At 70.7% G+C, this 22,372-nt stretch carries 18 protein-coding genes and 1 pseudogene; 16 read left to right on the forward strand and 3 right to left on the reverse strand.

Annotated features, from left to right (window positions below; genetic code table 11):
• Positions 1 to 104 precede the first annotated feature (104 nt).
• The 14 genes and pseudogenes from CW362_RS16290 to CW362_RS44490 form a co-directional block, all read left to right on the forward strand.
• Positions 105 to 1,442 carry a DUF6716 putative glycosyltransferase gene (locus tag CW362_RS16290; protein ID WP_103550178.1) on the forward strand — a complete coding sequence of 446 codons (1,338 nt, stop codon included), beginning with the start codon at positions 105 to 107 and terminating at the stop codon, positions 1,440 to 1,442.
• 106 nt (positions 1,443 to 1,548) lie between these two features.
• Positions 1,549 to 2,856: an N-acylneuraminate cytidylyltransferase gene (locus CW362_RS16295; protein ID WP_103550179.1), complete on the forward strand. Its 1,308-nt coding sequence runs from the start codon at positions 1,549 to 1,551 to the stop codon at positions 2,854 to 2,856.
• 14 nt (positions 2,857 to 2,870) lie between these two features.
• Positions 2,871 to 3,809, forward strand: a complete 939-nt coding sequence (locus CW362_RS16300; protein WP_103550180.1) for an N-acetylneuraminate synthase family protein — start codon at positions 2,871 to 2,873, stop codon at positions 3,807 to 3,809.
• A 38-nt stretch (positions 3,810 to 3,847) separates the two neighbouring features.
• Positions 3,848 to 4,927, forward strand: a complete 1,080-nt coding sequence (locus tag CW362_RS16305) for a hypothetical protein (RefSeq protein WP_103550181.1) — start codon at positions 3,848 to 3,850, stop codon at positions 4,925 to 4,927.
• 417 nt (positions 4,928 to 5,344) lie between these two features.
• Positions 5,345 to 6,571, forward strand: coding sequence for a M20 family metallopeptidase (locus CW362_RS16310; protein WP_103550182.1), 1,227 nt, complete (start codon positions 5,345 to 5,347; stop codon positions 6,569 to 6,571).
• A 341-nt stretch (positions 6,572 to 6,912) separates the two neighbouring features.
• Entirely contained in the window at positions 6,913 to 7,968 is a 1,056-nt protein-coding gene (locus CW362_RS16315) for a BMP family lipoprotein (RefSeq protein ID WP_103550183.1), read from the forward strand.
• Between the two features lie 303 nt (positions 7,969 to 8,271).
• Positions 8,272 to 9,327, forward strand: a complete 1,056-nt coding sequence (locus CW362_RS16320) for a BMP family lipoprotein (protein WP_103550184.1) — start codon at positions 8,272 to 8,274, stop codon at positions 9,325 to 9,327.
• A gap of 243 nt (positions 9,328 to 9,570) precedes the next feature.
• Positions 9,571 to 11,265, forward strand: coding sequence for an ABC transporter ATP-binding protein (locus CW362_RS16325; RefSeq protein WP_103550185.1), 1,695 nt, complete (start codon positions 9,571 to 9,573; stop codon positions 11,263 to 11,265).
• The gene (locus CW362_RS16330) at positions 11,265 to 12,389 is read left to right on the forward strand and encodes an ABC transporter permease (protein ID WP_103550186.1); all 1,125 of its coding nucleotides are present in this window, start codon (positions 11,265 to 11,267) and stop codon (positions 12,387 to 12,389) included. The genes CW362_RS16325 and CW362_RS16330 overlap by 1 nt, the downstream gene beginning before the upstream one ends.
• On the forward strand, positions 12,386 to 13,651 hold the full coding sequence (locus tag CW362_RS16335) for an ABC transporter permease (RefSeq protein WP_103550187.1): 1,266 nt from the start codon (positions 12,386 to 12,388) through the stop codon (positions 13,649 to 13,651). The genes CW362_RS16330 and CW362_RS16335 overlap by 4 nt, the downstream gene beginning before the upstream one ends.
• Positions 13,648 to 14,061 carry a cytidine deaminase gene (locus tag CW362_RS16340; protein WP_103550188.1) on the forward strand — a complete coding sequence of 138 codons (414 nt, stop codon included), beginning with the start codon at positions 13,648 to 13,650 and terminating at the stop codon, positions 14,059 to 14,061. Before CW362_RS16335 ends, CW362_RS16340 begins: the two co-directional genes overlap by 4 nt.
• A 65-nt stretch (positions 14,062 to 14,126) precedes the next feature.
• Positions 14,127 to 15,404, forward strand: a complete 1,278-nt coding sequence (locus CW362_RS16345) for a thymidine phosphorylase (protein WP_103550189.1) — start codon at positions 14,127 to 14,129, stop codon at positions 15,402 to 15,404.
• A gap of 96 nt (positions 15,405 to 15,500) precedes the next feature.
• The gene (locus tag CW362_RS16355) at positions 15,501 to 16,085 is read left to right on the forward strand and encodes a Uma2 family endonuclease (RefSeq protein WP_103550191.1); all 585 of its coding nucleotides are present in this window, start codon (positions 15,501 to 15,503) and stop codon (positions 16,083 to 16,085) included.
• Between the two features lie 169 nt (positions 16,086 to 16,254).
• A pseudogene (locus CW362_RS44490) lies at positions 16,255 to 16,404 on the forward strand (STAS domain-containing protein); the annotation flags it as partial.
• Between the two features lie 39 nt (positions 16,405 to 16,443).
• On the opposite strand, the gene CW362_RS16365 reads toward CW362_RS44490, so the two are convergent.
• Complete coding sequence (locus CW362_RS16365; RefSeq protein ID WP_103550193.1) at positions 16,444 to 17,511, reverse strand: sigma-70 family RNA polymerase sigma factor; 1,068 nt, start codon at positions 17,509 to 17,511, stop codon at positions 16,444 to 16,446.
• Positions 17,512 to 17,853: 342 nt separating this feature from the next.
• Positions 17,854 to 19,149 (reverse strand): MFS transporter, encoded by a 1,296-nt coding sequence (locus CW362_RS16370; RefSeq protein WP_103550194.1) that lies wholly within the window; start codon positions 19,147 to 19,149, stop codon positions 17,854 to 17,856.
• 62 nt (positions 19,150 to 19,211) lie between these two features.
• On the opposite strand from CW362_RS16370, the gene CW362_RS16375 reads away from it, so the two are divergent.
• Positions 19,212 to 20,174: a LysR family transcriptional regulator gene (locus CW362_RS16375; RefSeq protein ID WP_103550195.1), complete on the forward strand. Its 963-nt coding sequence runs from the start codon at positions 19,212 to 19,214 to the stop codon at positions 20,172 to 20,174.
• 71 nt (positions 20,175 to 20,245) lie between these two features.
• On the opposite strand, the gene CW362_RS16380 is transcribed toward CW362_RS16375, so the two are convergent.
• On the reverse strand, positions 20,246 to 21,007 hold the full coding sequence (locus CW362_RS16380; RefSeq protein WP_103550196.1) for an alpha/beta hydrolase: 762 nt from the start codon (positions 21,005 to 21,007) through the stop codon (positions 20,246 to 20,248).
• A 113-nt stretch (positions 21,008 to 21,120) separates the two neighbouring features.
• On the opposite strand from CW362_RS16380, the gene CW362_RS16385 reads away from it, so the two are divergent.
• The gene (locus CW362_RS16385; RefSeq protein WP_103550197.1) at positions 21,121 to 22,275 is read left to right on the forward strand and encodes an adenosine deaminase; all 1,155 of its coding nucleotides are present in this window, start codon (positions 21,121 to 21,123) and stop codon (positions 22,273 to 22,275) included.
• The last annotated feature ends 97 nt before the right edge of the window (positions 22,276 to 22,372 follow it).

Below are 22,372 nucleotides of genomic sequence, written 5' to 3' on the forward strand. Positions count from 1 at the left end.
TCTCAGCCGATCCCGGGCTGATTCCCCATTCGTCGACGCGCTGTTAACCGTTTGTTGTATTCGGGTTGGGCCGCTCCTCGAAATGGCTTCCTAGCGTCTGGGACGTGCCAGCAAGTACCGCGAAGTCGCTCCGAGTGGCCGTCCTCGCGGATTCCGACACCAGGTGGAAATGGGGCTCGCTCACCGCGAACCGTATCTCCCCGGTCGAATCGGACATCCGCCTCGACGGATTCCTCCTGCGCGGCCGTGCCACCCCGACCGCCCGCCAGCTCCAGGAAGTCGGCGTCCGCGCGGACTCCCTCCGCGAGGTCACCGCCGTCGAGTTCCTGCGCGAGCTCGGCAAGGAGGAGGGCGTCTACGACGTCGTCGTCCTCGCCCTCGTCGGCGGAGCCGTGCAGGCCGTCCTGCACGGGCTGTCCCGCGCCTGGGAGGGGCGGGCGAAGCGGCCCCTGGTCGTCACCGGCTACGTCGGCGTCGTCTACGAGAAGCTCGCCGACGGACTGCTCCTGCGGCACGGCGCGGACCTCGTCCTCGCCAACTCCCGCCAGGACGCGGACCGTTTCCGGGACGTGTACGAGGGAGTCGGCGCGGACGCCGGTTCGGTGACCGAGGTCGCGCTGCCCTTCCTCGGCGGGGCCGCGTACACGGGGCACGACCCGGCGGCGGAGCAGGAGCGCCCCTACACGGTCGTCTTCGCCGCGCAGCCCTCCGTACCGGAGAGCCGCAAGGACCGTACGTACCTGCTGGACCGGCTGATCGGCCACGCGCGGCTCCACCCGGACCGCGAGGTCCTGCTCAAGCTGCGTTCCAAGCCGGGCGAACACACCACGCACATCGAGGAGCTGCCGTACCAGAAGCTGGTGCAGAGGGCGGACCCGCCGGCCAACTTCCGCCTGGTGTACGGGCACATGGGTGAGGTCCTCGACCGCACCGACCTGCTCGTCACCATCAGCTCCACCGCCGCCCTGGAATCCCTGCACCGGCGCATCCCCACCGTCGTCCTCAGCGACCTCGGGGTGCGCGAGGCGCTCGGCAACCACCACTTCGTGGGATCCGGCTGCCTCGCCTCCTGGGACCAGCTCGACGCGGGACACCGGCCGGTGCCCGACCCGGAGTGGGTGGCCCGGCAGGGCGTCGCCGCCGGGGGAGAGGCGTACGAGAGCGCCTTCGACGCGGCGCGCCGGCGCATCACCGGACTGCTCGCGGCCGACGAGCTGCCGCCCCTCGCCCCCTACTACACCCCCGTCACCGCGCCCGGCTATCTGCCCGGCATCCTCGCCCGCCACCACCTCGGCCCGGACGGCGGCCCGCTGCCCGGCGCCCCGGCCGCGGACCGGGAACCCAGCCCCGTACGGCAGTTCGTGCGCAAGGCCGCCCGCGGCGCCTACCGCCACGGCGTCCAGCGCGTGGCACCGGTGATCCGGCGGATGGGCGACCTGTGAGCGCCCCGACCGCGGGCGGACGCCGGTCCACCGTCCCGACCGCGGGCGGATCCCGGTCCACCGCCCCCGAAGCCTTCCTCGCCTCCCCCGTCAAGGAGAACAGCGCATGACCAACTCGGAAGCGGGCAAGGCCGCGCCGGTGCGCCGCGTGCTCGCGGTGATCCCCGCGCGCGGCGGCTCCAAGGGCGTGCCCGCCAAGAACCTCCTGCCCGTCGGCGGTGTGCCGCTGGTGGCCCGCGCGGTGCGCGAGTGCCGCGCCGCCCGCCTGGTGACCGACGTCGTCGTCTCCACCGACGACCAGGCCATCGCCGCGGCCGCCCGCCAGGCCGGCGCCGAGGTCGTGCTGCGCCCCGCCGCCATCGCCGGGGACACCGCCACCTCCGAGGCCGCCGTCCTGCACGCCATGGACACCCACGAGGCGCTGCACGGCTCCCCGGTCGACGTGGTGCTGCTCGTGCAGTGCACCAGCCCGTTCATCGTCCGCGAGGACGTGGACGGCGTCGTGGACGCGATCGTCGCGAACGGCGCGGACACGGCGCTGACCGTGGCCCCCTTCCACGGCTTCGTGTGGCGCGACGGGGACGACGAGCCCACCGCCGCGGTGACCGCGGGGACCGGGCACGCGGCGGTCGACGGCCGCCCCGGCGTCCTGGTCGCCGACACCGCCACCAGCGGCGGCTACGGCGTCAACCACGACAAGTCCTTCCGCCCGCGCCGCCAGGACCGTCCCCAGGACCTCCTGGAGACCGGAGCCGTCTACGCCATGGAGGCCACCGGCTTCCGCGAGGCGAGGCACCGCTTCTTCGGCCGCACCGAACTCGTGCGCACCGACCCGGCCCGCGTGCTGGAGATCGACGACCCGCACGACCTCGCCCGCGCCCGGGCCCTCGCGCCGCTCTTCGACGCGAACAGGCCCGGCTCCCTCCCGACCGCCGACGACATCGACGCGGTCGTCCTCGACTTCGACGGCACCCAGACCGACGACAGGGTGCTGATCGACTCCGACGGACGGGAGTTCGTCTCCGTGCACCGCGGGGACGGACTCGGCATCGCAGCCCTCCGCAGGAGCGGACTGACGATGCTGATCCTGTCCTCGGAACAGAACCCGGTCGTCGCCGCACGGGCCCGGAAGCTCAAGCTCCCGGTCCTGCACGGCATCGACCGGAAAGACCTCGCGCTGAAGCAGTGGTGCGAGGAACAGGGCATCGCGCCCGAGCGCGTGCTCTACGTCGGCAACGACGTCAACGACCTCCCCTGCTTCGCCCTCGTGGGCTGGCCGGTGGCGGTCGCGAGCGCCCACGACGTCGTGCGCGGCGCCGCACGCGCGGTCACCACCGTCCCCGGTGGCGACGGCGCGATCCGAGAGATCGCCAGCTGGATCCTCGGCCCTTCTCTCGACTCCCTCGACAAGTAAGGAACTTCTCCACCATGAGCACCAACTCCCGTATGCGCCAGTTCGGTTCGAAGACCGCCGGTCCCGGCCGCCCCGTCTACGTCGTGGGCGAGATCGGCATCAACCACAACGGTGAGCTGGAGAACGCCTTCAAGCTCATCGACGCCGCCGCCGAGGCCGGCTGCGACGCCGTCAAGTTCCAGAAGCGCACCCCGGAGATCTGCACCCCGCGCGACCAGTGGGACATCGAGCGCGACACCCCCTGGGGCCGCATGACCTACATCGACTACCGCCACCGCGTGGAGTTCGGTGAGGACGAGTACCGCCAGATCGACGAGTACTCCAAGGAGAAGGGCATCGACTGGTTCGCCTCCCCGTGGGACACCGAGGCCGTCGCCTTCCTGGAGAAGTTCGACGTCCCGGCCCACAAGGTGGCCTCCGCCTCGCTGACCGACGACGAGCTGCTGCGCGCCCTGCGCGCCACCGGCCGCACGGTCATCCTCTCCACCGGCATGTCGACGCCGAAGCAGATCCGCCACGCGGTCGAGGTCCTCGGCAGCGACAACATCCTGATGTGCCACGCCACGTCGACCTACCCGGCGCAGGCCGAGGAACTCAACCTCCGGGTCATCAACACCCTCCAGGCCGAGTACCCGAACGTCCCGATCGGCTACTCCGGCCACGAGACGGGCCTCCAGACCACCCTCGCGGCCGTCGCCCTCGGCGCCACCTTCGTCGAGCGCCACATCACCCTGGACCGCGCGATGTGGGGCTCCGACCAGGCCGCCTCCGTCGAGCCGCAGGGCCTGACCCGCCTCGTCCGCGACATCCGCACCATCGAGGCCTCCCTCGGTGACGGCGTCAAGAAGGTCTACGACTCCGAGCTCGGCCCGATGAAGAAGCTGCGCCGCGTCACGGGCGTCGTCGCCGAGGCCGAGATCGCGGCGGCCGCGGGCGAGCCCGTCTCGGTCTGAACGCCCTGAATCCCTTACGACGGGACGGTCGTACGTCGATGAGCCCCCGCGCCGGTTCCGCCGGCTCCTCCACTCTCGCCTTCGTCGAGAGTCCGGTACAGCTCCTGAACGTGCTGGAATGGGCGCACGCGCACGCCCCCGACGGTGCGGCGCCCGGCGCGGGGTTCACCCTCGTCGTCCTGTCCCCCAACGACCCGATGACCCGCGGCCAGCTCCGCCGGATGGCGGAACTGGCCCGCGACGAGGGCCACGCGGTCCGCTGGGAGGAGGCGCGCGGCGGCACCACGGCCCCCTTCCACACCATCGGGGGCCTGGCCCCGCTGCTGCGCAGGGCCCGGCGGATCGTCATGGGGGATCCGTTCTCCCGCTATGTGCAGCTGCTGCTGACCATCACCAGGGCGCGCGACCTGGTCGTGGTCGACGACGGCACGGCGACGATGGAGTTCGTCGCCCAGCTCGCCCGCGGTGAGCGCCTGGTGCGCTGGCACCGGCGCGGTGGCCGCCCCGGCCCCCGGGACGTGCTCTTCGCTCCCGTGTCCGCCTCGGCCCGCCGCCGGCTGACGCCCGGCGACCGGCGCAGCGTCGAGGTCTTCTCCTCGATGCCGATCGAATCGGCACCGGACGGCGTCACGATCACCGCCAACGACTTCTCCTGGACCCGGGCCCGGTTCGGCCCGCCGCGCATCACCAAGGGCGCGGACCTGGTCGGCACCTCGCTCGTGGAGACGGGTGTGGTCGACCCGGACCGCTACCTGGACGCGGTCCGCGCGCTCGCCGGGACGCACGGCGCGACCCGCTACTTCGCGCACCGCCGCGAGAGCGCCGACAAACTCCACCGGCTGGCCGCCGGGACGGGCCTGGAGATCGTCCGCCCCGACCTGCCGCTCGAGCTGATCGCCCGGCGCGGCCCCATAGGCCGTACGATCCTGAGCTTCCCCTCGACGGTCGTCCACACGCTGCCGCTCGCCCTGGCCGGTACCGGGGTGCGCGTCGCGGTCTGCGACATCGACCCCGCCTGGCTGACGGAGAACGCCTCGCCGAGGGCCCAGGGCTTCCTGTCCGGGGTCACGGGGACGGCCCGGGACGTCCACCGTCTCTCGGCGGTGTCCGCGATCTAGGTCGATCCACCGGCGGATGCGGGGAGCCGGTGTCCGGCGTCCCGCGCCCGCCGGGCACCGGCGCCGACGTCGCGGGCCTCCGCATCACGGAACGTGACCCGGAGGCCGGGGCCGGTGACGGCGCCGGAGCCGGCCGCGGTGGTGTGAGACCGTGGAGACCACGAAGGGGAATGGACCCGGACACGCCGGGCGTTCCCCCGTGTGCATCGGCGGACGCCGCCCGCCGAGTCGGATCACGGCCGGTCACCCGCACCCGTTCAAGATCCAAACGCCCGGAGAGCCGGGCGATTCTACCCACCCCCGGAGCCGGCCATGCACCGCGCGGCCAGATTTTCTTCCCCTAACGGGCTGAACTTTTGTTGATCGTGGGTTAGTTGGCCGCCCGATCGTCCTACCCTTCAAAGGGTGAACCAACTGATGTCCCGAGAGTCCGAGGCCGATCTCCCCGGGGAGCCGTTGCTCCCGGGCGCGCTGCCCGAGGCACTGCGCGCCGAACTCGTGGCGTTCCGTCGCGACTTGCACATGCATCCGGAGCTCGGCAACCAGGAGTTCCGCACCACCGCGGCGATCAAGGCGCGCCTGGAGCAGGCGGGCCTGAAGCCGCAGGTCCTCTCCATCGGCACGGGCCTCATCTGTGACATCGGGGACACGGACGACGTACGTCCCATGCTGGCGCTGCGCGCCGACATCGACGCGCTGCCCATCCCGGACGCGAAGACCGACTGCGCGTACCGCTCGACCGTGCCCGACCGCGCCCACGCCTGCGGTCACGACGTGCACACGACGGTCGTGCTCGGCGCCGGTCTCGTCCTCGCCGAGCTGCACGACCGGGGCCTGCTGCCCCGGCGCGTCCGGCTGATCTTCCAGCCCGCGGAGGAGGTGCTGCCCGGTGGTGCCCCGGACGTGATCGAGTCCGGTGCGCTCGAAGGAGTCGGGCGGATCATCGGCGTGCACTGCGACCCGAAGGTCGACGCGGGGCGCATCGGACTGCGGCACGGCCCCATCACCTCGGCGTGCGACCGGCTCGAGGTGGCACTCGACGGCGCGGGTGGCCACACCGCGCGCCCCCACCTCACCACCGACCTCGTCACCGCCGCCGCGCGGGTCGTGACCGACGTCCCGGCGCTCGTCTCCCGGCGTGTCGACGCCCGCAGCGGGCTCGCGGTGACCTGGGGGCGCATCGAGTCGGGGCACGCCTGCAACGTGATCCCGCAGCACGCCGAGCTGTCCGGGACGATCCGCTGCCTGGACCTGGAGGCCTGGCGCGCCGCGCCCGACCTCGTCCACGCGGCCATCGACGAGATCGCGAACCTCTACCGTGCCAAGTCCGAGATCAACTACATCCGGGGCGTCCCGCCGGTCGTCAACGACCCGGCCGTCACCGAGCTGCTCCGCGACGCCATGACCGCCCGGCGCGGCCCGCACTCCATCGAGGACACCGAGCAGAGCCTCGGCGGCGAGGACTTCTCCTGGTACCTGGAGCACGTGCCCGGCGCGCTGGCCCGGCTCGGGGTGCGCTCGCCCGGCGACCGCACCACCCGGGACCTGCACCGGGGCGACTTCGACGTGGACGAGCACGCGATCACGGTCGGCGTGGAGATGTTCACCGCCGCGGCCCTGCTGGACCCGCCCCCCTCCGCGTAAGGGGAACCGTCCCCTCGTGGCGCGGCCGGGTGACTCCGGTCGCGCCCCATGACCCCCCGCAGTAGCGTGGTCCGCAGTTCTTCGGAAACAGTCACTCCGTGGAGCGGTGCCCACCCGTTCCGTCACGTGGGGTCCCTTCTCCGGAATCACCGCGTGACGGCCGTGATGGGCGCCGTGTCCCCGAAAGCGCCTTTCGGCCGCACGGTTCACAAGGACGTAACCGGCCATCGGCACGAATGGATAACGGCCAGGCGGAACCCCGTTCCCTGGACGGTCTACGCGCGTTAATGTGCGCCGAACTCAGCACCCACTGCGGGGCTTTGGAGAATGGGGAACTTCAGATGCGTCGGATAGCCAGCCTGACCCGCATCGCGGTGGGGGTCGCGTCGCTCGCACTCGCCGCCACGGCCTGCGGCGGTACCAGCAGCGAGGGCAACAGCAGCAACAGCAGCGAGAGCGGCGGCGGCAAGGGTCTCGCCATCGCGTACGACGTCGGCGGCAAGGGTGACCAGTCCTTCAACGACGCGGCGTACGAGGGTCTGCAGAAGGCGAAGAAGGAGTTCGGCTACCAGACGGCCGACATCGAGCCCACCGACAACGAGACGGACGCCGACAAGCAGCAGCGTCTGGAGTCCCTCGCCAAGCAGGGCTACAACCCCGTCATCGGCATCGGCTTCGCCTACGGCCCCGCGCTCGAGAAGGCCGCCGTGAAGTTCCCGAAGACCACCTTCGGCATCGTCGACTCGGTCGTCGAGGGCAAGAACGTGGCCTCCCTGGTCTTCGCCGAGCAGGAGTCCTCCTACCTCGCCGGTGTCGCCGCCGCCAAGGCCACCAAGAGCAACACGGTCGGCTTCATCGGCGGTGTGGACGTTCCGCTGATCCACAAGTTCGAGGCCGGCTACACCCAGGGCGTCAAGGACACCAAGCCCGGTGTGAAGGTCCTCTCGCAGTACCTGACCCAGACCGCCGCCGAGGGTGGCTTCTCCAGCCCCGACAAGGGCAAGGCCGCCGCCGAGGGCCAGATCGAGAAGGGCGCCGACGTCCTGTACGCCGCCGCCGGCCTCTCCGGTCAGGGTGTCATCGAGGCCGCCTCCAAGGCGGGCGTGTGGGCCATCGGTGTCGACTCCGACCAGTACAAGCAGGAAGCGCTGGCGGCGTACAAGGACAAGATCCTGACCTCCGCGCTCAAGGACGTCGGCGGCGCGGTCTACACGCTGTCCAAGTCGGTCCACGACGGCAAGCCGCTGACCGGCACGCAGACCTTCGACCTCAAGGTGAACGGCGTCGGCCTCTCCGAGAGCAACCCGAAGATGGGGGAGATCGCCGGTCTGAACGACGCCGTGGCCAAGGCCAAGGCCGCCATCATCGCGGGCGACATCAAGGTCAAGACCTCCTAGTGACGTGAGCGGCGGGTCCGGCCCGCCGTCGCCACGCCCGAAGGGGCGGACACGATCGAAGGAACAGCGGAACGGGCGGACACCTGGGGGTGTCCGCCCGTTCCGCTGTCCGCGCGCGGGGCCGTCCCGAGCCGTCTCCTCCCCGCGATCGGCACCTTCCGGTCCCGTCGGCAAGTGGCGTCGAGCACAGCCGGATAACAAGGTGGACAGAAGGGGTTTTCTAGTTGGTCTACGCGCGTTAATCTGCGGCGAAGCCAGCGCCGAAGCTGAACCGTCGGGCGCTGTACGACAGGAGCACATGTAATGCGCCGGGTTACCCGCATCGCGCTCGCAGGCACTGCGACCGCCTCTCTCGCCCTCGCTCTGTCCGCCTGTGGCGGCACCTCGACCTCCTCCTCGTCCTCCTCGGACGACAAGGGCGGTCACAAGGGCCTCGCCCTCGCGTACGACGTCGGCGGCAAGGGCGACCAGTCCTTCAACGACGCCGCGTACGAGGGCCTGAAGAAGGCGAAGGGCGAGTTCAAGTACGACACCGCCGACATCGAGCCCACCGACGGCGAGACGGACGCGGACAAGGAGCAGCGCCTGGTCTCCCTGGCCAAGCAGGGCTTCAACCCGGTCATCGGCGTCGGCTTCGCCTACGGCCCGGCCGTCAAGGCCGCCGCCGCGAAGTTCCCGAAGACCACGTTCGGCATCGTCGACGACTCCTCCGTCGAGGCGAAGAACGTCGCGGACCTGGTCTTCTCCGAGCAGGAGGCCTCCTACCTCGCCGGTGTCGCGGCCGCCAAGGCCACCAAGACCGACACGGTCGGCTTCATCGGTGGTGTGGACGTTCCGCTGATCCACAAGTTCGCGGCGGGCTTCGAGCAGGGCGTCAAGGACACCAAGCCCGGCGTCAAGGTCCTCTCGCAGTACCTCACCCAGACGGCCCAGGAGGGTGGCTTCTCCAGCCCGGACAAGGGCAAGGCCGCCGCCGAGGGCCAGATCGAGAAGAAGGCCGACGTCGTCTACGCCGCGGCGGGTCTCTCCGGCCAGGGTGTCATCGAGGCCGCCTCCACCAAGAAGGTCCTCGCCATCGGCGTCGACTCGGACCAGTACCTCCAGGAGGCGCTGGCCAAGTACAAGGACTCGATCCTGACCTCCGCGACCAAGGATGTCGCCAAGGCGGTCTACACCCTGGCGAAGTCGGTCGAGGACGGTAAGCCCGAGAGCGGTATCGTTCGGGGCGATCTGAAGTCCGGTGAGGTCGGCCTGGCCGACTCCAACCCGGCCTTCAAGAACAACACCGCGATCCAGGACGCCGTCAAGGCCGCCCAGGAGAAGATCATCAGCGGTGCGATCAAGGTCAAGACCAGCTGACGAGAGTTACCTCAGGAGCAGCCAATGCGGTCCCGGGGAAGTTCGGGCGAGTTCCAGTGCCGGCCGGCACAGAGCGGCGCCTGTTCTGCCCCGGGGTCGCTTGGTAACCGCGGGGTTACGTCCGCTCGACGGGATACGAGGAGCCTCGCTCCTCGTATCCCGTTCTCGCGGCACGTGACCCCTTTCGTTGCCGTAGGGGCGCTACGCGCGTAGACGACCCCCTTTCCCTCAGGAGAGTGCGCCATCAACGCGTCCAGCAGCCCTCCGGCCGGCGCGGTCAACGGTCAGGCGACCGCTGTCGAACTCGCCGGGATCACCAAGCGATTCCCTGGCGTCGTGGCCAACCACGACATCCACCTCAGCGTCCGCAAGGGCACCGTGCACGCCCTCGTCGGCGAGAACGGCGCCGGCAAGTCGACGCTGATGAAGATTCTCTACGGCATGCAGAAGCCGGACGAGGGCACCATCGCCGTCGACGGCGAACAAGTCGCCTTCTCGTCGCCCGGCGACGCCATCGCCCGCGGCATCGGCATGGTCCACCAGCACTTCATGCTGGCCGACAACCTCACCGTCCTGGAGAACGTCACCCTCGGCAGCGAGAAGCTGTACGGGATCGGCGCCAAGGCCCGCCGCAAGATCATCGAGATCTCCGACCGCTACGGCCTCGGGGTCCGCCCCGACGTCCTGGTCGAGGAGCTCGGCGTCGCCGAACGGCAGCGCGTGGAGATCCTCAAGGTCCTCTTCCGCGGTGCCCGCATCCTGATCCTCGACGAGCCCACCGCCGTCCTAGTGCCCCAGGAGGTCGACGCGCTCTTCGACAACCTGCGCGAGCTCAAGGCCGAGGGCCTGTCGGTCATCTTCATCTCGCACAAGCTGGGCGAGGTCCTCTCCGTCGCCGACGACATCACGGTCATCCGCCGCGGTACGACGGTCGGCACCGCCGTCCCCTCCGAGACGACCCCGCGCCAGCTCGCCGAGCTGATGGTCGGCAGCGAACTGCCCACGCCGGAGACCTCCGAGTCCACGGTCACCGACCAGGCCGTGATCGAGGTCGACGACCTGGTCGTCTTCGCCAAGGGCTCGGTGTCGATGGGCAAGGGCTCCGCGGCCCTGCTCATGGACGAGGTGGAGCGCGGCGCCGTACGGCTCGTGCTCGACCACGTCTCCTTCACCATCCACGCCGGTGAGGTGATGGGCATCGCGGGTGTCGAGGGCAACGGCCAGACCGAGCTCATCGACGCCCTGATCGGCCTGAAGGCCGCGGACTCCGGTGCCGTCCGCTTCATGGGCGAGGACATCACCGGGATGTCCACGCGCAAGCGCCGTGAGAACGGCATCGGCTACATCCCCGAGGACCGCCACCGCCACGGCCTCCTCCTGGAGGCACCCCTCTGGGAGAACCGCATCCTCGGCCACGTCACCGAGAAGCCCAACGCCAAGGGCTTCTGGATCGACATCAAGGGTGCCCAGCAGGACACCCGCCGCATCGTCGAGCAGTACGACGTGCGCACCCCCGGCATCGACGTCACCGCGGCCTCCCTGTCCGGCGGCAACCAGCAGAAGCTGATCGTCGGCCGCGAGATGAGCCACAAGCCGAAGTTCCTGATCGCCGCCCACCCCACCCGTGGTGTGGACGTCGGCGCGCAGGCGCAGATCTGGGACCAGATCCGCGCGGCGCGCCGCGAGGGACTCGCCGTTCTGCTGATCTCCGCGGACCTGGACGAACTCATCGGCCTGTCCGACACGCTCCGGGTGATCTTCAACGGCAAGCTGGTCGCGGACGCGGACCCGGCCACCATCACCCCGGAGGAACTCGGCTCGGCCATGACCGGTGCCGCTTCCGGACACCTGGAGAACGAGGAGCTCGCCGAAGCGGCCGAGCTCGAAGAGCCCACCGAGAACCCGGCGCCGGACGCCCCGGAAGACGAGGCCCGCTGATGAAGAAGTTCGACAAGGAGCGCATGCTCCTCGCGGTGGCCGGACCGGTCATCGCGCTCGTCGTCGCCGTGGCGCTGACCTCGATCGTGCTGCTCGCCTCGGGCAAGAGCCCGATCGAGCCGTACACGATCATGTTCCAGCAGGCGACGTACTCCGACATCCAGGTCCTGATCATCAACCAGGCCTCGCTGTACTACATCGCGGCGCTGGCGGTGGCCATCGGCTTCCGGATGAACCTGTTCAACATCGGTGTCGACGGTCAGTACCAGCTCGCCGCCATGATGGCCGCGGTCGTCGGCGCGCACGTCGCGCTGCCGGCCGTGCTCCAGGTCCCGCTGCTGATGATCACGGCGATCTGCACCGGCGCGTTCTGGGCCGGTATCGCCGGTGTCCTGAAGGTCACCCGCGGGGTCAGCGAGGTCGTCGCGACGATCATGCTGAACGCGATCGCGACCTCCGTCATCGCCTACCTGTGGCTGCCCGACGTCTTCGGCGTCAAGCTCGGCAACAACAACACCACCGGCGAGATGCACAAGTCCGGCTGGATCCCCGGCTTCAGCATGGGCGACGCCGGTGAGATCTACGGCCTGGTCATCCTCGCCGTGCTCCTCGGCATCGGCTACTGGATCGTCCTCAACCGCACCCGCTTCGGCTTCGACCTGCGCGCCTCCGGCGCCTCCGAGTCCGCCGCCGCGGCCAGCGGTGTCGACCCCAAGCGCATGGTGCTCACCGCGATGCTCCTCTCCGGCGGCATCGCCGGTCTCGCGGGTCTGCCGATCCTGCTCGGCGACACCCACACCTACAGCCTGAACTTCCCCACCGGCATCGGCTTCCTCGGCATCGGCATCGCGCTGCTCGGCCGCAACAGCCCCGTCGGCATCGCCTTCGCCTCCCTGCTGTGGGCCTGGCTCGACAAGGCCTCGCCCGAGCTCGACTTCCACGGGTACGACAAGGAGATCGCGGTCATCATGCAGGGCCTGATCGTGATCGCGGTCGTGGTCTCCTACGAATCCGTGCGCGAGTGGGGTCTGCGCCGCCAGCAGCGCCGCGTGGGCGCCGAACTCGCCGCGGGCAACGTCCTCGGCGGCAACGACAACACCGACAAGGAGGTGGCGGGCCGATGACCACCGCAACCGACGTCAACCAGCCGACGGCGCAGCCCGCGGCTCCCGGCGGCCGCCGTATGTCGCTTCCCGTCCTCCTGCTGGTGATCGCGGGCGCCCTGGCGCTGACCTCGATCGTCCGCATCATCACGGGCGCCGACGGCATCACCAACGTCAGCCAGATGTCGACCGCGCTCGAACTGGCCGTCCCGATCGGCCTGGCCGGTCTCGGCGGTCTGTGGGCCGAGCGCTCCGGCGTCGTCAACATCGGCCTCGAGGGCATGATGATCCTCGGCACCTGGTTCGGCGCCTGGGCCGGCTACCAGTGGGGTCCGTGGACCGGTGTCGTGATCGGCATCATCGGCGGCGCCCTCGGCGGTCTGCTGCACGCGATCATCACGGTCACCTTCAACGTCAACCACATCGTCTCCGGTGTGGCCATCAACATCCTCGCGCTCGGCATCACCCGCTACCTCTCGCCGATCGCCTTCGTGGGCCACCAGGGCGGCTCGGCCAAGCAGTCCCCGCCGGTCGACTCGCTCGGCCAGTTCACCGTGCCGGGGCTGTCCGACTGGCTCACCACCCTGAACAACAAGGGCTGGTTCTTCATCTCGGACATCGCGGGCCTGCTCGGCGGTCTGGTCACCGACGTCTCCTGGCTGACCCTCATCGCCGTCGCCCTGATCCCCGGCACCTGGTGGGTCCTGTGGCGCACCTCGTTCGGTCTGCGCCTGCGGTCCTGCGGTGAGAACCCGATCGCCTCCGAGTCGCTCGGCGTGAACGTCTACAAGTACAAGTACATCGCCGTGATCATCTCCGGCGGCCTGGCCGGCCTCGGCGGAGTCTTCCTCTCCCTCGTCGCCAACCCCTTCTACCTGGAGGGCCAGACCGCCGGCCGCGGCTACATCGGTCTCGCGGCGATGATCTTCGGCAACTGGATGCCCGGTGGCCTCGCGCTCGGCGCCGGACTGTTCGGCTACACCGACAGCCTCAACCTGCGCGGCGGCTCCGAGAACGTCCACGCCCTGCTCCTGCTCGGCGCCATCCTGCTCGCCATCGGCGCGATCTGGCTCGCGGTCAAGAAGAAGTACGTCTCGGCCGTCATCACCCTGGTCGTCGGCGTCCTCGTCTTCCTCTGGTACGCCACCACCAACGAGGTGCCCACCCAGATCGTCTCCGCCACGCCGTACGTCATCACCCTGCTCGTCCTCTCGCTGTCGGCCCAGCGCCTGCGCATGCCGAAGGCGGACGGTCTGCCGTACCGGAAGGGACAGGGCAAGTGACAGCCGCCGGCGCGGAGTCCGCGGACGTCGACTGGGAGGAACTGCGGGAGGTGGCCCGTACCGCGATGACCCGCGCGTACGCCCCCTACTCGGACTTCCCGGTCGGCGCCGCCGCCCGCGTCGACGACGGCCGGATCGTCTCCGGCTGCAACGTCGAGAACGCCTCCTACGGCCTGGGCCTGTGCGCCGAGTGCGGTCTGGTCTCCGAACTGCGGGCCACCGGGGGCGGCCGGCTGACGCACTTCACGTGCGTCGACGGACAGGGCGAGATCCTCGTCCCGTGCGGACGCTGCCGGCAGCTCCTGTTCGAGTTCGGCGGGGAGGAACTGATCCTGGAGACACCGCGCGGGCTCGTGCCCCTCTCCGAGATGCTCCCGCAGGCCTTCGGGCCGGGCCATCTCACCAAGTAATGCCCCGCGGCCCCTCCGACCGGCTGATGCCGGGGAGGGGCCGCTCATCTTCCGGAAGGAACGCCATGGACGCCGTCTCCGTCATCCGCACCAAGCGGGACCGAGCCGAACTCAGTGACCAGCAGATCGACTGGGTCATCGACGCGTACACCCGCGGCGAGGTCGCCGACTACCAGATGGCCGCCCTCAACATGGCGATCCTGCTCAACGGCATGAACCGCCGTGAGATCGCCCGCTGGACGGCCGCGATGATCGCCTCGGGCGAGCGCATGGAGTTCTCCTCCCTGTCCCGCCCGACCGCCGACAAGCACTCCACGGGCGGCGTCGGCGACAAGATCACCCTCCCGCTGGCCCCGCTCGTCGCCGCCTGCGGTGCCGCGGTGCCCCAGCTGTCCGGACGCGGCCTCGGCCACACCGGCGGCACCCTGGACAAGCTGGAGTCGATCCCGGGCTGGCGCGCGCTGCTGTCCAACGAGGAGATGCTGCACGTCCTCGACACCACGGGCGCGGTCATCTGCGCGGCCGGCGACGGACTCGCCCCGGCCGACAAGAAGCTCTACGCGCTGCGCGACGTCACCGGCACGGTCGAGGCGATCCCGCTGATCGCCTCCTCCATCATGTCCAAGAAGATCGCCGAGGGCACCGGCTCGCTGGTCCTCGACGTCAAGGTCGGCACCGGCGCCTTCATGAAGACCATCGAGGACGCCCGCGAGCTGGCCTCCACCATGGTGGGCCTCGGCACCGACCACGGTGTGAAGACGGTCGCGCTCCTCACCGACATGTCGACGCCGCTCGGCCTGACCGCGGGCAACGCCCTGGAGGTCCGCGAGTCGGTCGAGGTCCTCGCCGGCGGCGGTCCCGCCGATGTCGTCGAGCTCACCGTCGCCCTGGCGCGCGAGATGCTCGACGCGGCCGGGATCAAGGGCGCCGACCCGGCGAAGGCCCTCGCCGACGGCTCCGCGATGGACGTGTGGCGCCGCATGATCGCCGCCCAGGGCGGTGACCCGGACGCCGCGCTGCCCACCGCGCGCGAGACGCACGTCGTCAGCGCCCCGTCCTCCGGCGTGCTGACCCGCCTCGACGCGTACGACGTCGGGATCGCCGCCTGGCGCCTGGGCGCCGGACGCGCCCGCAAGGAGGACCCGGTGCAGGCCGGCGCGGGCGTCGAGCTGCACGCCAAGCCGGGCGACACGGTGACCGCGGGCCAGCCCCTCATGACCCTCCACACGGACACCCCGGACCGCTTCGACTACGCGCTCCAGGCCGTCGAGGGCTCGTACGACGTCGCCGCGCCCGGCACGGACTTCAAGCCCACCCCGATCGTGCTGGACCGCATCGCCTGACCTGCGGTTTCCTCATTCGGGTGAACGGGACCGGTGGACCTCCACCGGTCCCGTTCGCCATGCTGTACTCGGTGACGCACCGAACAGGAGACCGCCATGAGCGCACTCACCGTGAGCCAGGACCCCGAGCAGAGCTGGGACGACCTCGTCCGGTTCTGGGAGGAGATGGAATGGCCCGAGGGCAGCAAGGTGGAGATCATCGAGGGGATCATCACCGTGTCACCTGCTCCCGCCTACCGTCACAACGTGATCGCGGCACGCATCCAGCGTCGCCTCTACTCCGTGATCCCTGAGGACTGGGAGGTCTTCCAGACCCTGGCCGTCGCCGTGCCGTCGCGCCTGGGCATGCTCATCCCGGACATCGTGGTCGCGCCGGTGAGGGAGGGCACCGACACGGACACCCACATCCCGGCGGCGCTCGCCGAACTGGTCGTCGAGGTCACCTCGAAGACCAACGCCCGCACCGACCGCGTCAGCAAGCCCGCCGCCTATGCCGCCGCGGGCATCCCGTTCTACCTCCTCGTCGACCGCTGGGCACCCGGCGGTCCGACCATGACGCTCTTCGGGGAACCCAAGGGCGATGTCTACCGCCTCCTCAGCGCCGTCAAGTTCGGCGAGTCCCTCAAGCTGCCCGCGCCCTTCGACCTGGTCATCGACACCGCCGAGTTCCCCGAGGACTGAAGGGCTTCCCGAAGCGCGGAGCGCGGGCCGTGGTCCGGGGTACGGCCCAGGGCGACGTGATCTTCCGGGTCGTCCGCGATGAGTTCACGGCCGCCCGGCGGTCCTACTGACCGTGGACTCCGTGAAACCGGCCGTGCTCGTGCTGCCAGGACTCGTCACCCGGGACGAGGTGCCCCGGCTCTGCGAGGCTGTCCGGACGCTTCTCGGGACGACCGGCGCCGGGGTCGTGGTCTGCGACGTCGCCGGACTCGGGCCGCCCGGCCTCACCGCCGTCGACGCGCTGGCCCGCATGGAACTGGCGGCCCGCCGGGCGGGAGGCCGGATACGCCTGCGCGGCCCCGACCCGGCGCTGCGCGCCCTACTCGACCTCGTCGGCCTCCGCTTCGAGACCTGCGCCGACCGTGGGCCCGCCCTCGCCCCGGGGCCCGGGAGCCTCGGGTCCGTCGAGGTGGAGGGGGAGTCCGAAGAGCGGGAACCAGCGGGCCGTGTCCAGGAAGAAGTGGAACCCGGAGATGCGGCCCTTTGAGATCTCCAGCACCTGCACCGACCAGGGGGTGTGGCCGCCCGCCTCCTCGTCCGGCTTGTACTGCGCGAAGCCCGGCAGGCCGTTGACCTCGACCGGGACCAGACGCGAACCGGCGCAGGCCGCGCCCAGTGTCGTCATGAAGCCGGTGATGTCGTCCGTGCCCCGCAGCCACAGGTCGAACGGCGGCATCGTCATGAGCGCGTCCTCGTGGAGGAGCGCAGTCAGCGCCGTCATGTCGTACCCCTCGAAGGCCGCCACGTAGCGCTCCAGGAGCTTTTGCTGCTCCTCGTCGAGCGGGTCGGAGGTCGCGGCGTCCGCGCCCGCCCCGTCGCTCTCGGCGAGGGTGGCGCGGGCCCGCTGGAGCGCGCTGTTGACCGAGGCGACGCTCGTGCCGAGCAGTTCGGCGACCTCGCTCGCCCGCCACGCGAGGACCTCGCGCAGGATGAGCACCGCGCGCTGCTTGGGCGGCAGCTGTTGCAGGGCCGCCATGAAGGCCAGACGTACCGATTCCTTGGCCACTGCCGCCTCCGCCGGATCGCTGGTCGCCGGCAGTACGCGGCCGTCGGGCATCGGCTCCAGCCAGGTGTTGTCCGGGCGGGGGGTGAGCGCGGCCTGTGCGAGCGGCGAGGGGCCCGTGAGATCCATCGGACGAGCTCTCTTGTTGCCCGCGTTGAGCATGTCCAGGCACACGTTCGTCGCGATCCGGTAGAGCCAGGAGCGCATCGAGGAGCGGCCCTCGAACTTGTCGTAGCTGCGCCAGGCCCGGACCATCGTGTCCTGCACCGCGTCCTCGGCCTCGAAGGACGAGCCGAGCATCCGGTAGCAGTACCCGGTCAGCTCGACCCGGTGCTTCTCCAGCCGGACCTCCAGGTCCGCCGTCGTCGCCGTACCCTCGCTCACGCCAACCCACCCCTGTGGCTGTTTCCGATCCGCGCGTCATCGCGCCGGCACTTCGGAAGCTACCGCAGCCCACTGACAATGACGTACGGAGCGGACGAAACGGCAGGTCACGGTCGGTGCTCCGGAGAGCCGCGAGGGCCCGGAGACTCCTCCCGGGCCCTCGACGGCGGGTCTTCGACGGTCCTCGACGGCGGGTCTTCGACGGTCCTCGACGGCGGGTCTTCGACGGTCCTCGACGGCGGGTCTTCGACGGTCCTCGGCCGCGGGTCTTCGACGGTCCTCGGCCGCGGGTCTTCGACGGTCCTCGGCCGCGGGTCCTCGACGGTCCTCGGCCGCGGGTCCTCAGTGGGCCGGCGCGGGCACGCGGCGCGCTGCGGTACGGGCCGCGCGGGTGCCGAACAGGGTGATCGAGACGACTCCCAGCACCGCGAACAGCCCCATGGCCACCGTGCCCGCCCAGCCCCCCGCGTGGAAGGCGACCGCGCCCAGCGTGCTGCCGGCGCTGGAACCGATGTAGTACGCGGACTGGTAGAGGGCCGACGCCTGCGCCCGGCCCTCCTTCGCGGTGTGGCTCACCGACGAGGAGGCCACCGCGTGCCCCGCGAAGAAGCCCGCGGTGATCAGGACCAGGCCGAGCAGCACCATGGCCAGGGAGCCGGCGAGGGACAGGAGCAGACCGGCGGTCGTGGTGGCGCCCGCCAGGTAGAGGGACCCGCGGCGGCCCAGGCGGCCGGCCAGCCGGCCCGCCGTCGACGCCGACACCGTACCGACGAGATAGATCAGGAAGACCGAGCCCACGATGCCCTGCGGGAGCGAGAAGGGCGCCTCGCCGAGGCGGTAGCCGATGACCGTGTAGACCCCGCCGAACACCGTCATGAACAGCGCGCCGATCGCGTACAGCCGGCACAGCAGCGGGTTCGCCAGATGGCCGCGCACCGTGCGGGCCAGCACCCGGGGCCGCAGCGAACCCGGGGTGAAGTGCCGCGGCGCGGGGAGCAGCAGCCGGAAGGCCACCGCGCAGACCACGGCGATCAGCCCGATCGTGCCGACGGCCACCCGCCAGCCCCATTCCTGCGCCACCCAGCCGGTGATGACCCGGCCGCTCATCCCGCCGACGCTGTTGCCCGCGACGAACAGACCGATCGCGGTGATCAGCGCCTTGGGACGGACCTCCTCCGCCAGGTACGCCGTCGCCGACGCCGGAAGCCCCGCGAGCGCCGCGCCCTGGACCGCCCGCAGCGCCACCAGTGCCCCGATCGACGGCGCGAAGGGGACCAGGAGGCCGACGGTGACCGCCACCACCAGGGACGCCGTCATCAACGTGCGCCGACCGAAGCGCTCCGACAGCGCGCTCATCGGCAGGACGAACAGCGCGAGCCCGCCCGTCGCGGCCGACACCGTCCAGCTCGCCTCGCTCGCGCTCACCCCGAAGTCCGAGGAGAGCAGCGGGAGCAGGGCCTGGGTGGAGTACAGGAGCGCGAAGGTGGCGACGCCCGCGAGGAAGAGCGCGAAGCTCATCCGGCGGTAGCCGGGACCGCCGGGGGCCATGCGGGAGTCGGCGGCGGGGACGGAGGCGGCGAGGGGAGCGGAGACGGCGGCGCCCGTGGTGACGGACGCCCCGGTACTGGCGGAAGGCATGCTCCGAACCTAAGGACCCGCCGTTCATCCGTCCAATGCATGGAATCGCCATAATCGTTCCCATGGAGCATCAGCAGAGGTCAGAGGCTCACCTGTCACCGTTCAGTGACACAGAAGACAGCGCGCACTTCGCGAGACTGCTCGCCCCGCGCCTGGCGTACTTCGCCGGCGTCGCCCGCACCGAGCACGTCACCCGGGCCGCGGAGCAGATGGGGGTCCCCCAGTCGACCCTGTCCAGGGCGATGGTCCGGCTCGAACAGGACCTGGGCGTGGACCTGTTCGCGCGCCACGGCCGGACGGTGTCGCTGACCCCCGCCGGCCGCACCTTCCTCTCCTCCGTGGAACGGGCCCTCGCCGAGGTCGGGCGCGCGGCGGAGGAGGTGCGCGAGGACGCCGACCCGGCCACCGGCAAGGTCGCCTTCGGCTTCCTGCACACGATGGGCTCGGAGACGGTGCCGGGACTGATCCGCGCGTTCCGCGCCGATCATCCGCGGGTCCGCTTCAGCCTGGTGCAGAACTACGGGGAGGCGATGCTGGAGCGGCTGCGGTCGGGCGAGCTGGACCTGTGCCTCACCTCGCCCGTGCCGGACGCGCCCGATCTGGTGGGCCGTCGGCTCGACGAGCAGAAGCTCCGTCTGGTCGTGCCCGCCGACCACCGGCTCGCCGCGCGCAGGCGCATCCGTCTCGCCGAGGCGGCCGACGAGACCTTCGTGACCCTGGAGCCCGGCTACGGGATGCGCCGCATCACCGACGACCTGTGCCAGGAGGCGGGGTTCCGGCCGCGCATCGCCTTCGAGGGGGAGGAGGCGGAGACGCTCCGGGGCCTGGTCGCCGCCGGGCTCGGCGTCGCCCTGCTGCCGCCGCCGGCCGTCGCCCGTCCGGGAGTCGTCGAACTCACGGTCACCGCCCCGCGCGCCGTGCGCGAGATCGGCGTCGCCTGGCTGGACGGCCACCCGGACACCCCGCCGGTGGCCGCCTTCAAGAAGTTCCTGCTGTCCCGGCGCGGCCGCCTGCTGCCCGACTAGGGCGTTTCCGCGAGGTCCCGCCTGCCCGGCGACGCGACTTCGCGGACCCGCCCTGGCCGGTCCCGGTCTCCCTAGCGGCGCAACGACTGCCCGAAGCCCGCCGCGAGCGGCATCCGCAGGCCGAGCGGCGGTGGTGCGGCGAAGGCGTCCTCGACCGGGCGGGAGTAGGCGTGGCCGAACAGCGAGCCCAGCACGAAGTCCTCGGCGAGGGCGAGGACTTCGTGCCGGTGCTGGTGCAGCGCGTGCCCGTCCGAGTGGACCTCGAACCGGCAGATGCCGCGGTTGGCCTTCTTCGCGCGGGCCGCGAGCCGGAAGGACAACTCCGGGTCGGTACGGGCGTCGTTGGTGCCGTGCACGATCAGCACCCGCCGCCCGGCCAGCTGTTTCACCGGTTCGGGTGGCGCGGCGACGTCGTCCTCGGGCAGCCAGGGTGCCAGCGCCAGCACGGAGTTGACGGCCGGGTGCCCGCCCGCGCGCAGGGCCGCCCTGCCGCCCATGTCGAAACCGGCCAGGCACACGGGCACGTCGCCGTAGCGGCGGACGATCTCGTCCGCGGCCCAGGACGCGTCGGCCGCGAGGTGTGCCTCGCCGCCGTTCCAGCCGCGGACCCGGTAGTGCACCACGTGGGTGACCAGGCCTTCCGTGCGTCCCGCGCGGCTCAGTCGGCGCCCGAGCGCGCGTACGGAGGCGGTCGCCCTCATGGGCGAGGGTCTTCGGGCAGAGGTCTCCTCGCCGCCCGGCAGCAGCAGAACAACTCCGCTGACCGCCGTCGGCTCTTGACCGAGCGCCCTCCCCAGCCGGGCCCTGCGAACCGGCGTCGCTTGCTGTGCCATGACAGAACAGTGTCAGAAGCGAGGGTGTACGCCACCCGTCCGCACGGTCACCGTTACATATCGGCGGATGCGTACAACAGGAGATCTACGCGCGTAGGGGCTACAGTGCGGAAATGACGAGCCAGATCCTGAACACCCCGAGCTCGGAGCAGATCCGCCGGGCGCCCAAGGTCCTGCTGCACGATCACCTCGACGGGGGCCTGCGCCCCGGCACGATCGTCGAACTCGCCCGTGACACCGGGTACTCGAACCTCCCCGAGACGGATCCCGGCAAGCTCGGGATCTGGTTCCGCGAGGCCGCCGACTCCGGTTCGCTGGAACGCTACCTGGAGACCTTCGCCCACACCTGCGCCGTCATGCAGACCCGTGAGGCCCTGGTGCGGGTCGCCGCCGAGTGCGCCGAGGACCTGGCCGAGGACGGGGTCGTCTACGCCGAGGTGCGGTACGCGCCCGAGCAGCACCTGGAGGGCGGGCTCAGTCTCGAAGAGGTCGTCGAGGCGGTCAACGAGGGCTTCCGGCAAGGGGAGCGGCTGGCCCGGGAGAACGGCCACCGCATCCGGGTCGGCGCCCTGCTGACCGCGATGCGGCACGCGGCCCGCGCCCTGGAGATCGCCGAACTGGCCAACCGCTACCGCGACTCGGGCGTCGTCGGCTTCGACATCGCGGGCGCCGAGGCCGGCTTCCCGCCCACCCGCCACCTCGACGCCTTCGAGTACCTGAAGCGGGAGAACAACCACTTCACGATCCACGCCGGCGAGGCGTTCGGCCTGCCGTCCATCTGGCAGGCCCTCCAGTGGTGCGGTGCCGACCGGCTCGGGCACGGCGTCCGCATCATCGACGACATCCAGGTGCGCGAGGACGGCTCGGTGGAGCTCGGGCGGCTCGCGTCCTACGTCCGCGACAAGCGCATCCCGCTGGAGCTGTGCCCCAGCTCCAACCTCCAGACCGGCGCCGCGGACTCGTACGCGGCCCACCCCATCGGGCTGCTGCGGCGCCTGCATTTCCGTGCCACGGTGAATACCGACAACAGATTGATGTCGGGTACGAGCATGAGCCAGGAATTCGAGCACCTGGTCGAGGCGTTCGGTTACTCGCTCGACGACATGCAATGGTTTTCTGTCAATGCTATGAAGTCGGCGTTCATTCCTTTCGATGAACGGCTGGCCATGATCAATGACGTGATCAAGCCCGGATACGCGGAATTGAAGTCCGAATGGCTGTTCCAGCAGACGGCCTCGACCAGCGGTTCCGCGGGGGACACGGCCTGATCGGGGTGGACGGGAAGCGGCCGGATCTTCACTTCTCCGCCATGATTCGGCCGCTTTTCCTTGTTTGCGGACGGCGGGATCGCGTGTTTACGGTTCT

Origin of the sequence: Streptomyces populi (assembly GCF_002911015.1) — a bacterium.
GTDB lineage: Bacteria > Actinomycetota > Actinomycetes > Streptomycetales > Streptomycetaceae > Streptomyces > Streptomyces populi.

Excerpts from the sequence above, each read along its gene's own strand:
- CW362_RS16295 (WP_103550179.1), top strand. The coding sequence starts at position 1,549 with ATGACCAACTCGGAAGCGGGCAAGGCCGCGCCGGTGCGCCGCGTGCTC.
- CW362_RS16300 (WP_103550180.1), top strand. The coding sequence starts at position 2,871 with ATGAGCACCAACTCCCGTATGCGCCAGTTCGGTTCGAAGACCGCCGGT.
- CW362_RS16305 (WP_103550181.1), top strand. The coding sequence starts at position 3,848 with ATGAGCCCCCGCGCCGGTTCCGCCGGCTCCTCCACTCTCGCCTTCGTC.
- CW362_RS16310 (WP_103550182.1), top strand. The coding sequence starts at position 5,345 with ATGTCCCGAGAGTCCGAGGCCGATCTCCCCGGGGAGCCGTTGCTCCCG.
- CW362_RS16315 (WP_103550183.1), top strand. The coding sequence starts at position 6,913 with ATGCGTCGGATAGCCAGCCTGACCCGCATCGCGGTGGGGGTCGCGTCG.
- CW362_RS16320 (WP_103550184.1), top strand. The coding sequence starts at position 8,272 with ATGCGCCGGGTTACCCGCATCGCGCTCGCAGGCACTGCGACCGCCTCT.
- CW362_RS16330 (WP_103550186.1), top strand. The coding sequence starts at position 11,265 with ATGAAGAAGTTCGACAAGGAGCGCATGCTCCTCGCGGTGGCCGGACCG.
- CW362_RS16335 (WP_103550187.1), top strand. The coding sequence starts at position 12,386 with ATGACCACCGCAACCGACGTCAACCAGCCGACGGCGCAGCCCGCGGCT.
- CW362_RS16345 (WP_103550189.1), top strand. The coding sequence starts at position 14,127 with ATGGACGCCGTCTCCGTCATCCGCACCAAGCGGGACCGAGCCGAACTC.
- CW362_RS16355 (WP_103550191.1), top strand. The coding sequence starts at position 15,501 with ATGAGCGCACTCACCGTGAGCCAGGACCCCGAGCAGAGCTGGGACGAC.
- CW362_RS16370 (WP_103550194.1), bottom strand. The coding sequence starts at position 19,149 with ATGCCTTCCGCCAGTACCGGGGCGTCCGTCACCACGGGCGCCGCCGTC.
- CW362_RS16375 (WP_103550195.1), top strand. The coding sequence starts at position 19,212 with ATGGAGCATCAGCAGAGGTCAGAGGCTCACCTGTCACCGTTCAGTGAC.
- CW362_RS16380 (WP_103550196.1), bottom strand. The coding sequence starts at position 21,007 with ATGGCACAGCAAGCGACGCCGGTTCGCAGGGCCCGGCTGGGGAGGGCG.
- CW362_RS16385 (WP_103550197.1), top strand. The coding sequence starts at position 21,121 with ATGACGAGCCAGATCCTGAACACCCCGAGCTCGGAGCAGATCCGCCGG.